This window comes from Candidatus Cloacimonadota bacterium, assembly GCA_034722995.1.
Classification (GTDB): Bacteria; Cloacimonadota; Cloacimonadia; order JGIOTU-2; family JGIOTU-2; genus JAGMCF01.
In genome coordinates this window covers 11,751-27,694 of the sequence record JAYEOL010000005.1, presented here as the reverse complement: position 1 = coordinate 27,694, position 15,944 = coordinate 11,751, and the positions used below count along the sequence as shown (strand labels likewise).

At 32.5% G+C, this 15,944-nt stretch carries 11 protein-coding genes; 4 read left to right on the top strand and 7 right to left on the bottom strand.

Annotated features, from left to right (window positions below):
* From U9R23_00660 to rpoD, 3 genes are all read left to right on the top strand, one after another.
* Nucleotides 1-327: hypothetical protein (locus tag U9R23_00660; protein MEA3474950.1), on the top strand; the 327-nt coding region annotated here is incomplete at its 5' end.
* An 85-nt stretch (nucleotides 328-412) separates the two neighbouring features.
* On the top strand, nucleotides 413-2,161 hold the full coding sequence (dnaG, locus tag U9R23_00655) for a DNA primase (GenBank protein ID MEA3474949.1): 1,749 nt from the start codon (nucleotides 413-415) through the stop codon (nucleotides 2,159-2,161).
* A 73-nt stretch (nucleotides 2,162-2,234) separates the two neighbouring features.
* Nucleotides 2,235-3,977: an RNA polymerase sigma factor RpoD gene (gene rpoD / locus U9R23_00650; protein MEA3474948.1), complete on the top strand. Its 1,743-nt coding sequence runs from the start codon at nucleotides 2,235-2,237 to the stop codon at nucleotides 3,975-3,977.
* A 73-nt stretch (nucleotides 3,978-4,050) separates the two neighbouring features.
* Here rpoD and U9R23_00645 read toward each other — a convergent pair whose 3' ends face one another.
* The 5 genes from U9R23_00645 to xseA all read right to left on the bottom strand — a co-directional run bounded on the left by U9R23_00645 (nucleotide 4,051) and on the right by xseA (nucleotide 13,956).
* Nucleotides 4,051-6,333, bottom strand: a complete 2,283-nt coding sequence (locus U9R23_00645) for a choice-of-anchor Q domain-containing protein (GenBank protein ID MEA3474947.1) — start codon at nucleotides 6,331-6,333, stop codon at nucleotides 4,051-4,053.
* Nucleotides 6,334-6,638: 305 nt separating this feature from the next.
* Entirely contained in the window at nucleotides 6,639-10,157 is a 3,519-nt protein-coding gene (locus U9R23_00640) for a C10 family peptidase (GenBank protein MEA3474946.1), read from the bottom strand.
* 873 nt (nucleotides 10,158-11,030) lie between these two features.
* Nucleotides 11,031-11,324, bottom strand: coding sequence for a S4 domain-containing protein (locus U9R23_00635; protein ID MEA3474945.1), 294 nt, complete (start codon nucleotides 11,322-11,324; stop codon nucleotides 11,031-11,033).
* A gap of 37 nt (nucleotides 11,325-11,361) precedes the next feature.
* On the bottom strand, nucleotides 11,362-12,408 hold the full coding sequence (locus tag U9R23_00630; protein ID MEA3474944.1) for a family 10 glycosylhydrolase: 1,047 nt from the start codon (nucleotides 12,406-12,408) through the stop codon (nucleotides 11,362-11,364).
* Between the two features lie 198 nt (nucleotides 12,409-12,606).
* Complete coding sequence (gene xseA / locus U9R23_00625) at nucleotides 12,607-13,956, bottom strand: exodeoxyribonuclease VII large subunit (GenBank protein ID MEA3474943.1); 1,350 nt, start codon at nucleotides 13,954-13,956, stop codon at nucleotides 12,607-12,609.
* A 148-nt stretch (nucleotides 13,957-14,104) separates the two neighbouring features.
* Here xseA and mnmA point away from each other — a divergent pair, with 148 nt between their 5' ends.
* Complete coding sequence (gene mnmA / locus U9R23_00620; GenBank protein ID MEA3474942.1) at nucleotides 14,105-15,184, top strand: tRNA 2-thiouridine(34) synthase MnmA; 1,080 nt, start codon at nucleotides 14,105-14,107, stop codon at nucleotides 15,182-15,184.
* A 133-nt stretch (nucleotides 15,185-15,317) separates the two neighbouring features.
* On the opposite strand, the gene U9R23_00615 is transcribed toward mnmA, so the two are convergent.
* Both U9R23_00615 and U9R23_00610 read right to left on the bottom strand, forming a co-directional pair.
* Complete coding sequence (locus U9R23_00615; protein MEA3474941.1) at nucleotides 15,318-15,722, bottom strand: FxsA family protein; 405 nt, start codon at nucleotides 15,720-15,722, stop codon at nucleotides 15,318-15,320.
* The coding region (locus tag U9R23_00610) for a hypothetical protein (GenBank protein ID MEA3474940.1) at nucleotides 15,719-15,944 on the bottom strand (226 nt) is incomplete at its 5' end. The genes U9R23_00610 and U9R23_00615, both read right to left, overlap by 4 nt.

Genomic DNA, 15,944 nt, shown 5'->3' with positions numbered 1-15,944 from the left:
GAAAATAATGCCATAATGGCAAATGATAATGCATCCTATTGGGCTGGCTATCTGGGCTATCCGTCCATAGCATTTCTTCTTGTGAAAGGTATTATTGAATATGAATCGAAATTTGCTGAGGCATTAAAAGATATTCCGTGGAAAGATATAAATAAAAAATTCAGAAGCAATTACCAAAAGACTGAAAAATATGTAAAAGAGATTGTCGCAAGTAGAAATATTTCTGTCAGTGAATTAGAAGCAGAAGTTGACAAAATATACAACCAGATAAAACAATTGGATTTAGAAAAATTAGGTAAAAGAATACGACCGCCGAAGAGTTATTAGTTTCATAAATATGTAAGATGTAATCTAAATTTATTCTGTCTCGTTTCCAAGCCTCAGCTTGAGGTTGGAACTGGAGAATTTATATATGCGATATGACCAAAGAATAATTGATGATGTGCGTTCTGCAAACAATATTGTAGAAGTCATCGGCGAATACTTACCATTAAAAAGAAGTGGAGCTAACTACAAATGCAGATGCCCATTTCATAACGAAAAGACCCCTTCTTTTATGGTAAGCCCATCCAAACAGATTTTCAAATGCTTTGGCTGTGGAAAGGGTGGGAATGTATTCACTTTCCTAATGGAATATGAAAAGATAAATTTCAATGAGGCAGTTCAAAAACTTGCACAAAGGGCTGGCATCAAACTTCCACAAAAAGAAATATCTGCTGAAAAACAAACACTTTACAATGAACTGTATGAGATATACAAAATTGCCAATCAATATTATAGAGATAATCTATTAAAAGCAGGCAAATTAGCTCTTGAATATCTTCATTCCCGCCAGATTTCTGATGAAACCATCAAAACCTTCCAGATAGGTCTGGCATCAGATAGATGGGATGACTTATCAAATTATCTTAAAAAGAAACATTTTGGGCAAAAGAGTTTTTCCAAAAGCGGGCTATTTACTGAACGGCAAGGAAAAGTGTATGATAAATTTTACAGCCGCATAATGTTTCCTATTTTTTCTTCTGATGGCAAGGTAATTGCTTTTGGAGGTAGGATTTATAAAGAAGAAGATGACAGAGGAGCAAAATACCTTAACTCACCTGAAAATCTCATTTACAAAAAAAGGTATCATCTTTATGGATTATTTCAGACAAAACATTTTATAACACAAAAAAAATCCGCTCTACTTGTTGAAGGGAATACCGATTTACTAAAGGTCTATCAATACGGCTTTAGCAATGTTGTTGCAAGCTTGGGAACTGCTCTTACGGAAAATCAAATAAAATTACTTGCGAGATACACCAAAAATGTTTATATTTTATATGATGGAGACGAAGCTGGATATAAGGCAAGTGCTCGTGCTATAAAGGTATGTTTGGAAAATAGTCTTTTCCCAAAAATTATCATGCTACCTGAAAATTACGACCCTGATTCTTTTCTTGATGAATTTGGGGCAGAGAAGTTACAAGAAGAAATTGATAAAGCGCTTAGTTTTTATCAATTTATAAAAGTTTACAAAAATGCAGATAAAAGTCTTGAAAATAAAGAAGATGCAATTGATGAATTGATTGATAATTTGATGCTTATCCAGGATCCTGTCCAAAGGGAAATGTACATACAGGAGGGTTCCGCTTTATTTAGAATTAGCGAAACAAATATTGTTAAATCAATAAATAGGCGTCTAACTAAATCTTTTAAAAGATATGCTTCCTTGAAAGCCAATCCGCAAGTTGGTGGACTTGGTGAAAAAGAGTTGTTGAAAATGGTTGTAAAATTTCCCGAAGAATGTGCAGATGCTGTGCCTTTTCTTGAACAGGAGTATTTTACTCATCCAATATTTAAAAAATTGGTTTCTATAATTAAAAAACAGGACAATCTAATTCAATTTACAGCCCAGAGCTCAAAATTATTAGACTATTTTGCCCCTGATGAAGTTGATTTTGTTTCGGACATTATGTTTTTTGATGGAGAATTTTCAAAAACTGTTCTACATAAATTACTTAATGGATTGCAAATTAGAAAATTAAGTTTAGACCTGCAAAAGATTAATCAAGAAATTATTGAACATCCGGATAATTTTGAGAAACTACGAGAAAAAAAAGTAATACAAAAAAAAATCCATCAACTAAAAGGTGGGGTGGTAAGAAAATTATTAAGTTAAACGCATAATATAAGAAAGTTGAGCAAGCTTTTTTATCTGTTTTTGGAAACTATTGTAAAGTTCAGGAGACTTTATGAAGACAATCAGTCAATTTATTGAAGAATTAAAGCGTAAAGGTTCTGACCGTGGGTATGTTACTTATGATGAGATTAATAAAATGCTGCCTGACAATCCAATATTTTTGGATAAAATTGATGATATCTTTAGTGAGTTAAAGGATAGCGGTCTTGAGATAGTTGATAAGACAATAAAGGGTAGGATTCGCAAACAAAAAAGGGCTTACAAAACCAAGCCTATCCCTTTAAAGATACGATATTTTGATGACCCTGTTCGTATGTATCTAAAAGATATGGGTAAAGTTCCATTGCTTACACCTGAAGGAGAGACAGGAATTGCTCAGAGAATTGAGAATGCACAGAAACGAATTAATCGTATGACTCTACTATGTGCAAGTAGCTTCAAGGAATTTCAAAATGTAGTTAAACATTACCGTGAAGGCAAAATGAAAATTGACCATATACTCAAGATTGAATTTGGAAGTTGGTTTGATAAAGAAAATAATGAAAGGCTGATAAATGAGTTAGAAAGGAAAACTAAAGAGGCATTAGTCTATTCTGATGAAATTGCGAAAATTATTAATAAGAAACCAACTAAAAAGCTTTCCAAGACTCAAACAGTAGGCGAGAAAATTCAAGAAAGCCGAGAAAAGATTCTGAATTTGTTTGAAGATATCTATTTCACTAATTCTTTAATTCAAAGGTTAATTTATCGGATAAACAGTCTGTTAGGTAGAATATCCATCAGTGTAAACCGTATTAATTTTGTGAGCAATATCAAAAATTATACTCCGGCAAAAATCTGTACACTTGGCAGAAGAGCAGAAAAAAGCAAGAAAGATTTTAATGAAGTGGCAGAAACTACAGGTTTAGACCCCAATATCTTTATTGATGCTCTTAAAAAAATTAAGAACAATCGCCGTAAGATTCGTCGTGTTGAATTAGAAACAAGGATGACTGCAGATGAATTAAAGAAACTAACGAATGATATTAAAACTGCTACTCGCAAGAAAGAGATTGCAAAAAATGATATGATTAAGGCTAATGTCAGACTCGTTATTAGTATTGCAAAAAAGTATAATAATCGGGGACTTAGCTTCTTAGATTTAATACAAGAGGGGAATATAGGTTTGATAAAAGCTGTTGAAAAGTATGATTATCACAAAGGATATAAATTTTCTACTTATGCTACCTGGTGGATTAGACAGTCAATAACAAAGGGAATTGCTGACCAGTCTCGCACAATCCGAGTGCCTGTGCATATGGCAGAAGCTATTAATAAAGTTGCAAGAGCACATAACTCGCTTGTGCAATCTTTGGGAAGAGAACCTTATCCAGAAGAAATTGCTCAGAAATTAGACCTACCGGTCGAAAAGGTCAAAAGTATTATTAATGTATCAAGGCGACCTGTCTCGCTTGATAAACCTGTTGGTGATGAGGAAGGAGATACGACTTTAAGTGATTTTATTGAAGACGATACTATGATTTCTCCAGAGAAAATTGCAGAGAGGACTCTTCTCAGAAAGCAAGTAGAATCTGTTTTGTCAACCCTGAGCAAGCGTGAAAGAAGGGTTATTAAACTCCGATTTGGTATTGGAGATGCAACGCCACGGACTCTGGAAGAGGTTGGACATATCTTTGACATTACCAGAGAAAGAGTCCGCCAGATTGAAGAAAAGGCAAAAGAAAGATTGCGACACCACAGTAGAGCTAATATTCTTAAAAAATATATGGATACTTTTGATGAGTTGAACAGATAATTGTATAATTATTTTTATGAAGTGACCATTACTTCTTTATTTTTATAGGACGATCTTCGTAAATTCTATCACATTATTTTACTAGTAACATTTTTCGTGTTATAGCATTAAAGCCATATTCTAATTTATAGAAATACATACCAGGACTTACTTTCTTTCCATCCTCATCCGTTCCATCCCACACTATATCTGTTTTAACCCAGAAATTATCTCTCTTGCCATTGTATGTTCTTATGAGTTGTCCTCTTGCATTATAGATGGATAATTTATAATCTTTTAATCTCTCATAATCTGCGGAGATAAATGTTATTGTTGTAGATGAACTGAACGGATTTGGCTTATTCTGGAAAAGGTATAATTTGTTTATAAATGATGTATCAGGTTCATCTATTCCAGGACCACCTTGCCATTCATACGCTCCTATATCTATTCTTCCGTTGTATATTCTTGGATTGCCTGCTAAATCAGTTAGTGGAAGGTTTAGACCAGTTGTATCCGGAGTGCCAGCATCTATGCAGGGTGAACCTTGAAGTAATTGATAGTTATCGTTGAGTGAATCTACAAAAAGAGGAGCTTGATTTATATTCCCGGGACCCCAATAGTATGTGCCATTCCCGTTAGTATTTATTCCAGATTCACCATTCTTAATGTCAGTGTAAGAGATTTCAGCATAGTTAGGGTCATAATTATGATAAAAGTATATCTCTTTGTTAGTATTATCCCAAAGAATAGAATTCACCAATTCTATATTCCCATTTTCTCGTAAATAGATGGTATTATTACCATTATTGTCTACGAATGAATTGTTTACTGAAGTAGAATAACAATTTGTTCCTAAAAATATACCAGCAGTTTCATTTCCAGAATTTTTAATAAGTAAAGTATTAATTAGTATTGATGAAGATTCGTTAGTACAAGAAATGCCGGCTGTCCCAATATATGTAGGATCTGCAGAGTTATAAGAAATTATACAATTTATAAAAATGGGATTACTTTCTACTATTTTTACACCTCCACCAACTTCAGCAGAATTGTTTGTAACTGTAACATTTTCAAATATAGGATTACAGTTACTATAACAATGGATCCCGCCCCCTGACACATCAGTATAGTTATCTTTTATAGTTATATTTTTAAATATTGGATTTGAATCTACAGCGATGTATATTCCACCACCACATTGAGAGTTACCATTCTGAATCGTTAAATTTTTTATTTCTAAATCACTATCGTCAAAAATACAGGTAATTAAACTAGATAATTCATTACCATCAAGAATAGTATTTTCTTCTGATTCTCCTATTAGTGAAACATATTTCCGCATATTTAAGGGAAATCTTTCACCTGTTGTTTCCGGTGAATATATTCCATCTGTTAAATAGATAGTATTATGATGAGTGCTGTCAGATGCAATGTTTACTAATGCCCAGGAAATCGTTTTCAATGGATCGTCAGGTGTTAATCCAATATTTGAATCATTACCAGTAGGTGATACATATAAGTCCTGATTAATCGGCTCTATCTTACCATGTAATATATCTATAGTAGGTTGTTCAGCATTATTAAAGTATATAAAGTCTTTTACATTTGATATAACAGTAGCGGTGTCTAAAAACACATCAAATAACGGGCAATCAAATGATGCATTTAAATCACTGGAATGGCTACCAAAATTTAAGTAAATATTGCATCTGTAAAAAGAGTTGAATATACCCATTGATTGAAAAGCGAAAGCAATACCAGCACCTCCATATTGGTAATGATTATAAAAAATATTAACATTGTTTAAAGTTATAATACTTTGCCAGCAATGAATACCACCACCAGTATTATCCCTGACAACAGTTTCATTAAGAAATACTTCAGCACCTCTAAAAAAAATTCCACCACCCTTATATGCGCTGTTATCTTTTATAACACAATTCATAATCCTTGGATTTGAGTTCTTGCAAAATATACCTCCTCCGCAATATGTATTGAAAAGGTCTACTGTTCCGGTTCCATTAGTTATAGTAAATCCAGAAAGAACTGCTGTGCTATCCTCACTACTGTTAAAAGTTACTACACTTCCATTTTGATTACCATCAATTATTGTTGAATCAATATAAGAATTATTTTGTGTAGTTAAGTAAAGACTGGCAACAGTAATATTTTTGCCATTATAGTTTATATTCTCAAAATAGGTTCCAGGATAGACTAATACAGTATCTCCATTAGCAGCAGCATTTATCCCTTGTTGTATAGTAATGTAATTTCCAGTTCCAGTTGTATCTACGATGATTGTATCAGAAAAAAGTAGAGAAAATGAAAAAAATAATAAAATAAAAAGGGATGATAATATTAATCTTTTTAGCATTGATTACTCTTTGATTAGTTTTATATGATTTTAACACACCCCTTCCTGATAAATCCCTCTATGAGGAATTTATCAGGATTTCCCCTCTTATTAGAGGGGAATTTTTTAGAATCCCCTTTGAGAGGGGTGGACTCCGATGAAATCGGAGGACGGCTTGCCTTCGCGTAGCTTCGGCGAAGCAAGGGGTGTGTTATTACTATTTATCGCATCAACATTTATCCTACGAAGTTTTAACGAAGGAGGATCATCTTCTTAACTAATGTTTTTTCTCCAGAAATCAACTTATAGAACATAGATTCCACTCGCTAACTGATTGCCATTATCATCTTTTCCGTCCCATACAACCTCAATATTTTTACCTTTTGCCTTTTGAATTGTTTCACCAATTGTCCCTTGATGTTATAAATCTTAATTTCGGACTTTTCTACTCCTGGTGCTGGGATAAAGGAAATGGTTGTAGAATTACAGATAGGATTAGGATAGTTTTGATAGAGAGCAAATTCTTTTAGAAATTCTATTCCCTCTCCTGTTCCTAATCTTACGATAGCATAACTTTTTGCATCAAGGATAACAGGTTCTTGGACAAAAGTATTTTGAGTCTCATTATATACAAAAGCAGGGATGCTTCTTTTTCCACCTTTACCATAAGTTGCTACTTGAAAAGTCAGTTCATTAAAGTCTTTATTTCCTGTAGAATCTTCTTCTATGTATGCGGGGACAAATACAGGGAAATCTTCCACCTTACTTGCTCCAATACATTCGTCAGCTAAGAATACACCTATCTCATCTATACCAGCAACAGCTTCTGTACTATCTACAAATACAGGCATATAATCAAATGCCTCTTCATAGGTAAATACTTCTGTTTGCTGTTTTTTATAAGGCTCTGCTGGTGATTGCCCAAAACCCTGCCAGATGAAGCTACAATCTTCAGAAACACCAACAATGTATAATTTTCCATAATCAACAGTACATGATGATGGCATAGAATAGCCACTAATATATGACCAGTCATCGGCTTTAATAAATGTTATTTTATCCCATATTTGAGAGAATGCTATCCGCCATAACTGGCTGCCCGGAATGAAATAACCAATCCAGTTTCCATCCCCTAATGGTGGTGGCCAGGGAGCTTTATCAACTTCTGCATATAGATATATTGTAGTGTTAGGTGGTACTTTATAACCATACAAAGAAATAGAATCAGGCTCATACATCTCTACCTTATAACCATCAACTGTCCGTAAATCACCAATATCGTTTACCCAAACACCGGTCTCCTCGTCGTAATAAAGGTAATAATCCATATACTTAACTCTTCTAAGGCTTCCATTTAGTATAAGTGGTTCAAAGAAATCATAAGCATCAGTCTTATTAGGATTAAGTATTGGGAATGAGACCCAGTTATCACAACCGGTAACAAAGGTATAGTTTTCCAATTTTGCAGTAAATGGTCCCATATCCGCTCGTGTGTCGTCCGGGTCATTATATTGAGGGTCAGGGTTACCAGCATCTATACAGGGACTTACTTGGGATAAAGAATAGTCATAATTTTCCGGGTTTACAAAGAGTGGGTTTATATATTCATTTCCTTCTCCAGTCCAACCACCTTCAATATCTGAATATGTTGCAATTACATCACAATTATCACCAAGATAAATTGATTGTTGAGTATTATCCCAAATTATACAATTTACTAAGGTTGGTGTAGAATTTAAAAGACAATAAACACCTCCACCTTCTTGATAATTATCAATTGTATTTCCACTAATTGTGACATTTATTAAATTCGGGTCAGAATTACTACAATCAATACCACCACCTGTTCTCCAAGCATGGTTATCAATGATATTTACATTTTTTAGAATCGGATAGGAATATCGGGCACAAGAAATTGCACCTTTCTCTCCTTCATTATCAACTATAGATACTTTTGATATACAGGGACTTGCATTATAACAATAAATTCCACTACCAAAGCTAAATGCACAATTCTCAGTAATTATCAAATGTTCTAATCTGGGAGACGAAGATTTGATATAAACCCCACCACCTTCATTAGCGTATCCATTTGTAATTGTAAAACCAGTCAAAATTGCGTTTAAATCTTCTCCATTGCTAAATTCAACTACATGCCCATTCTGATTTCCATCAATAATTGTATTTGTTATATATGATTCATCATTTTCTATTACATATTTTGAACAAACTGTTATTCTTTTCAAATTGAAATTAATATTCTCATAATATGTTCCTTCAGACACCAAGACAGTATCACAATCATTTGCAGCATCAATTCCACTTTGTATAGTTGGTTGGTCATCTGGTACATTAATTATAACAGGTTCATATTCATATAAGGTAAAACTAATATCTAGAGTTGTTTGATCTTGATATACTTGTACATCAATTATTGTAGAATCAATATATCCGTATAATGATGCAGTGATATCATATAATTCTGCTTCAGGGGGTTCATGTAATGTCTTTGAAGGAATTTCAATTGAATAATCTCCATTTATATCTGGGTGGTATATTCGGTTGCCTATCAAAATATTTATATCAGTAATATTGCCATTCCCACTATTCAAAACAACATTACCTTCAATAGTTCCCTGAGGTGGTTTAATATTTAATGTCCCATGACATATATTATTATAAGATGAAGGCATACCATCAGGTAACGAGTACCATGCAAGAGGAATATAATCAGGAGAAAATGCTCCCCCGCCAAAATTAAGATGGTAAAAATCATTTGTATTATAACCATCGCAGATTATTGAATGAGGATTTCCTGGTCCTGGTTTATCAATTACTAATTCTGCAGGTTCTCCTTCCATCATATTGGCAATTAATGTGCTATAGAATGTTGGGTTGGTAGATGCACTAATATATTCAGCAGAATCATAACAATATTTTTCTAATAATACCTGGCAAGCTGGTGTGGAAGTAGTTGATAAAGTGCAAGAATAATACATATAAAGACAGACTCCACATGCAAAATTTAATGATGCTATATCTTCATTTTCAAGAATATTTTCTTTATAATGAATCTTAAGATCATCTAGATATGAATTTAACTCAGGAAAGGATGGGAAATCATAAATATAATATTCATCATCAATAATAATATCATTACCCCAAGTAAGTGAAGTATAATCATCATTATCATCAAATCTTTTATTTCCGATATATCCACAATAATAATTGACAATTTGGGCTAAAGTTGTTGCCGCACAACCTGTAACAGAACGCACATAAGAATTAGGGGCAAGTGGACAAAATATATTATAGGGACCACCTTGAGTCCATGTTGTTTCAATCCAACCGCTTGTAACAGTTGTACCTTCTTCAGGCCACTGTTGGAAATCACTGTCTAAAAAGTAATCAATATCTTCAGAAATATATTTATTCCATAAGTCATTATTCTCTTGTATCTTAGGAAAAGTAGTGTCAGATATCGCTTGTAACCTTAGTTCCATGTCATTTTTTACCAGATGATATAAAATATTATTCTCATCATCATCCATTATGAAATTACTATTAAAAGAATAAGCTAAAATTGGTGTTATATCAATGTCAGTAGTTACAATAATAAAACCTAACGGATGAAGATTTGCAATATAAGCTAATGTATCTCCTTCATCATTTTGGAATATGGTTATATCAGAGATAGAATGATCGTCTGTTTTTTCTTTAACCACTAATTGAAATTCTGCTACATCCTCTGCTGTGCTCAAATCTATAGGAACTGCAAAAAGTAATGATTGGAAGACTAAAACAATAAATATTAATCCTAATAAAGTAAACTTTATAGTTTTCATTTTCTTCACCTTTCTCCTCTTTTGAGGATAATTTTTTTTGTTTTTTGGTATGTTAAATTATTGCCTTCCTATTCATAAACATCGGAGTAGAAAGGCAAAACTAAACGAATTTATTTTCTCCAATTAAACATAAGTATTTATCTTTCCGAGATAAAGTCTTGGATAAAGTTATATTTTTTTGTCTGAAAATAAATGCGTATTTTAGCGATTGGATTTTCTGGGGGGGGGGGAGGAGAATTAAAAATTAGAAATGACAAATTAGGTCTAATAGAAAAAAAGTGGTTGCTGTTTTGACAATTATTTATTGTTTTTCGTTCAGTAATTTGTGGATAAGTCTAAAATTTGTCCATAATCCATGTCTTAATTTGAGACCATTAGTTCGTCTCAATCCAATAGTGGTGTGGATTGTGGGCAATATTTTAGACTTATCCATAAATTACCATTCCATCTTATTTTTTTTGACTTTTAATAAATGTATCGGTGTCATTTTGAGTTTTTTTAAGTTATTTTTATTTCCTTAATTAATTTCCTATACTTAAGTAGTTGCCATATAATTAGTTAACTGTTATTTTAGCAACCACTTTTTTTCTATTAAGCCACAAATTACAAATGTCAAATGAAAGATAAAAATAGCATTGAGAAATCACTTGGCATAATCTAATTTTCAATTCTTTACTTTGCCTTTTCATTGTGAACAAAATGAAAGTCCATAAAAATTCTTTGTCAAATTTTTTTTGCAAAAATAATCGGCATACTCCCAATCTTTATCAAGATTCTTAGAATAACAAGTTTCATCTTATTATTTCCTCTATTCTTCCTTATACGAATGAGTTACATAAAATTTTTTCAGTAATTTGGAGAAAGAATTGGCATCTAAATTTGATTCTTTACTACAAGATGATAGTAATTATTTATATCTGATTTGTTAATATTTCCTTCCGGAATTTGAGTAACTTCAAATTCCATAATAAACTCATTAGTCTCCCCGATCTCATCGGGAAGCTTGGACGGATACAAAGATACTCTGATAATATCCCCAACTTTTACTGATTTGGATGCTTTTACATTCATTCCATTAATCTGAACCAATCCCTTATCACATGCTTTTTTAGCTATAGAACGGTGTTTTACAATACATAATTTGTTTAATAAAATGTCTATTCTCATAAGTTCAATCCATAATTTTTATACTATTTAATTATTTTTATTGATCATAGTCAATTTCAAAAAAATCATTTTCAACAACTCCACCAAAATGGAATAAAGATATATCGCCAAATCCATATTTATAACACAAATTAATCTTAGAGGTTATTTTTTTTGCAGGATATTTTTTCTCATCATCCCAAGCACGAATTGATATTCCAATCTTTTGTTTCTTAATATCAAATAAATTTCTATCAACAATTCTTTCAAATTCTATATCTGACTTTGTATATATCATTAGGCATACGAAGTCCAAATTATCATTCTTTAACCATTTCTTCCAGTTCTGAAAATAGTATTTTTTTGCTTTATCGTATTCTGGTTTAACTGTAATTGCAAATGTGATATCGGGTTTTACATTCTTAATTTTTGTTCCGATATCCTTCACAAAATTAGTAAGTTGTTCTTGTCTCCATAGAGAAAAGTCGTCAGGCTGAAAACCATTTTTTACATCAGTTTCAAACTTTTGAATTGCTGTTGGATTATAACCATAATCAATATATGGATACCGAACATAGTCTAATATTATTCCATCAAGATTGTAATTACTAATAATATTAAGAATAATATTTTTTGTATAATCTTTGACCTTATCAATGCCTGGGTCAAGAAACGCACCAGCAGGTGCATTTGTATTCATAGGAGTAAAATCTTTTTTGCAGGTAATCCAATCCGGATGTTGGAAATAGATATGAGATTCAGGCAACCTATCTACCGTATTTGGAGTAACGACAAATGTTGTAATCCAACCATATACTTTAATATGAAAAAGATGCGAGAGAGTTAGTAAGTATCCAAAAGGGTCAAAGTTATTGTCAGAATCTTCTAAAAAATATGACCTTTTTTCTGGATTACTGTAAGTAGTGTCAGATTTATTTGGAATATAAAGTGCATCAGCTCTATAACGGATTTCAGCAAAGATTGCATCAAAATTGTATGTGTAAGCAAATTTGACGACCTCAACGACTTTTTCTTGTGAGTTTATTTCCCAGGCGGTTGCCCATAAAGCTCTGGATTTTGCAAATGAAATTTCATAGGAAATCAAAATAGAAAAAATAGTAAAAATAACAATTTTTGTTTGTCCCCGAGATTCCCAATTAAATTGGGAACGGGGATTGTAATTTGTCATTTGAGATTTTTGCCTTTTACCTTTTACCTTCTTGACCTACGAAGCTTCAGCAAAGTAGGTTTGCCTTTTACGGAACAGAGTTCCGTGCTACTTGCCTTCTTGACCTACGAAGCTTCAGCGAAGTAGGTTTGCCTTTTTATTTATCTCTTCTACTTCACATCCACATTCACCATCCACAAAATGTACACTTATTTTGTCCTTAAGGTATAATTTTTTTATACTATTTATTATTTTTTTATCTTTTTTAGTGATACTATAACCTCTTTTCAGGATTTTTAGAGGATTCAATTCTTCTAATTTTGCAGTTAAGTCTAAAAATTTATCATGTTTGTTGGATAGATTTTTTAGGATAAGTTTAGTTAGATTATCCTTATAATAAAGAAGGTTATTCTTTGGATTTTCAATATACGAAATTCTGAATGTTTGTGAAAATTTTGTCTTTAGTTGTTCAAGAATCAATCTATAATCCGAGAATCTTTTCAGAGTATCCTTTAAACGATATTGCAATTCGTCAATCTGCTGCATATAATTTTGCAATAGATTTTTCGGGTGGGATTTTCCTAATCTTAGTTTTAATTCTGTGCATTTACTTTTTTGATATTGTAATTCATTCTGCATTAATGAAGTTAGTCTTTGTGAAAATGTATCAATTCCGTTTTGGACACTCTCTCTATCTGGCACAACTAATTCTGCGGCAGCAGAAGGAGTTGGAGCACGCAAATCAGCAACAAAGTCAGAAATGGTGAAATCTACTTCATGCCCAACAGCTGATACGATAGGAATTTCGGATTCAAATATTGCTCGTGCAACTATCTCTTCATTGAAAGCCCATAAATCCTCTAAGGAACCACCACCGCGACCAACAATAATTACATCTACATTTTTGAGTTTATTAAATGTTTTGATTCCGGATACAATTTCTTTACCTGCTTCTGAACCTTGAACTTTTGCTGGATATAAAAAGATTTTTACTGGAAATCTTCGAGTAATTATATTTTTTATGTCTTGAATTGCAGCACCAGTTTGTGAAGTAACAATACCAATACTGGTTGGAAATTCTGGGATAGGTTTTTTCCATTTCTCATCAAACAATCCTTCATCTCCTAATTTTTCTTTTAATTTGCGAAAAGCTATCTCTAAATCACCAATTCCAAGTGGACGAACCTGGTTTACATATAATTGGTATTGTCCACTCCTTTCATAAACTTTTATCTGTCCAAAACAGATAACCTCCATTCCATTTTCTGGCTCAAAACGAAGATATTGATTGTATTGCCGAAAGAAGACACAAAGTAGACTGCTTTGCTCATCTTTCAATGTAAAATAAATATGACCTGATGAGTGCCTTTTATAATTTGAGATTTCGCCTTTTATCCACAAAGCTGGAATATTTCTTTGTAAGATATTATTAATATGTTTTGTTATTTCTGTGACCGTAAAGATATTTTCATGTTTTAATTCCATAGAAAGACTTTTTGTATGTATTATTTTTTTGTCAATTTTCCTAACCACGAAGACACCGTTTTAAACCCGACTCGGGTTCAAAGAACTCGAGTCGGGTTGAGGGTTAAACTTGACGCAAATTTTTAAATGTTTTTTCATTCAAAAAAAAATGAAAAAGAAAACAGCAATCGCAATGAGTGGAGGTCTGGACAGCACCTTTGCTGCAATTACATTAAAAGAACAGGGTTATGATATTTTTGGAGTAACCTTGAAGATGTATTGTCATCACCATCCTGCCAAAGAAAACAGTCTTAAAAATAAAGAAGATACTTTCACGGAAGTGAAGCAGATTTGTGATGCCCTAAAAATTCCACATATCTTTATCAGTGCTGAAAATCAGTTTGAAAAAATTGTTATAGAAAATTTTTGTAAAAATTATCTTAATGGTATGACCCCAAATCCTTGTGTTTTATGTAATAAGAGAATAAAATGGGGATTATTACTGGATAGAGTGTTAGAATTAGGAGCAACACATCTTGCTACTGGACATTACGCAGATATTGAATTTAGTCAAAAATACAATCATTATTATCTTAAAAAAGGCGTGGATAAGACCAAAGATCAGTCTTATTTTCTATGGAGATTAAACCAATTCCAACTTTCACATACATTATTTCCTCTGGCAAAATATACAAAAAATGAAATTTTAGATAAAATAAAGAAATATAATCTGCCAGTTGAAAACCAGAAGGAAAGCCAGGAAATCTGCTTTGTTCCAGATGATGATTATAAAACATTTTTACAAAGGAGATTTCCAAGCAGGATAGTAGAAGGAGATATTCTAAATCTGAATGGGGAAAAAATTGGCAGGCATAAGGGGTTTCCATTTTATACAATTGGACAGAGAAAAGGTTTGGGGATAACAGCACCGCATCCTCTTTATGTTGTTGGGATAAAAAGTAAAACAAATGAGATTGTTGTAGGACCAAAAGAAAATTTATATAGTTCAGAATTGTATGCTGACAATTGTAATTGGATTTATTTTGATAAATTGGATAGAACAATTACAGCAAATGCCAAAATTCGTTACCAGACTGAAGAAAGTTCATGCAAGATGATTCCCGAAGAAGATAAAATTAGAGTTATTTTTGATGAGTCACAATTGAGTATTACACCAGGTCAATCAGTTGTTTTTTATGATGGAGATTATATTGTTGGGGGAGGGATAATAAATAGAAAAGGTAAGTAGCACGGAACTTTGTTCCGTAAAAGGTAAACCTACTTTGCTGAAGCTTCGTAGGTCAAGAAGGCAAAAGGCAAAAGGTAAAAGGCAAGTAGCACGGAACTCTGTTCCGTAAAAGGCAAAAATAAAAATTTTAGATTTATTTTGTATATCTTGAGGGATGAATTGTTATTATTTTTTTCTCCACAAATTTTTTTATTTGTGATTTAAAGACTTCCCTTGTAACTGGTATCAGGCAGAGTATTCCCAAAATATCGGTTAACAACCCGGGTGTTATTAAAAGAGTTGCACCAACTAAAATCAAAGCTCCATCAAATAATTTATCAGCAGGGAAAACAGCATTTGCAATATCTCTTTTGATAGCACCAATAACCCAGAAACCTTGATGCCTTGCAAGAAATGCCCCCAATATTCCGGTTAATATAATAATTGCAATTGTATTCCAAAAACCTATATAGCCACCTACTCTAATTAAAATTCCTAACTCTATTAAAGGAACTAATGTAAATATTAGAAACAAAGTAAAAATTGTTTTTCGTTTCATTTCTGGTTTTTTTGAGATACAGTTTTATCTCTGGACTTTTTTTCTCTAACCAGAAGTGAAAGAGGGACAAGCACTGCATAGCCTATAACAAGAAGAATCGCACCCAAATTTTTTGCGGAATTGACAATGATAAAACCAATAATAATAACTATCAGTGCTGAAATGAGAAGTATTGTATTTATTTTTCCAAAAACAAAGCGTTCCTTCTTTTCAATCTTCTTT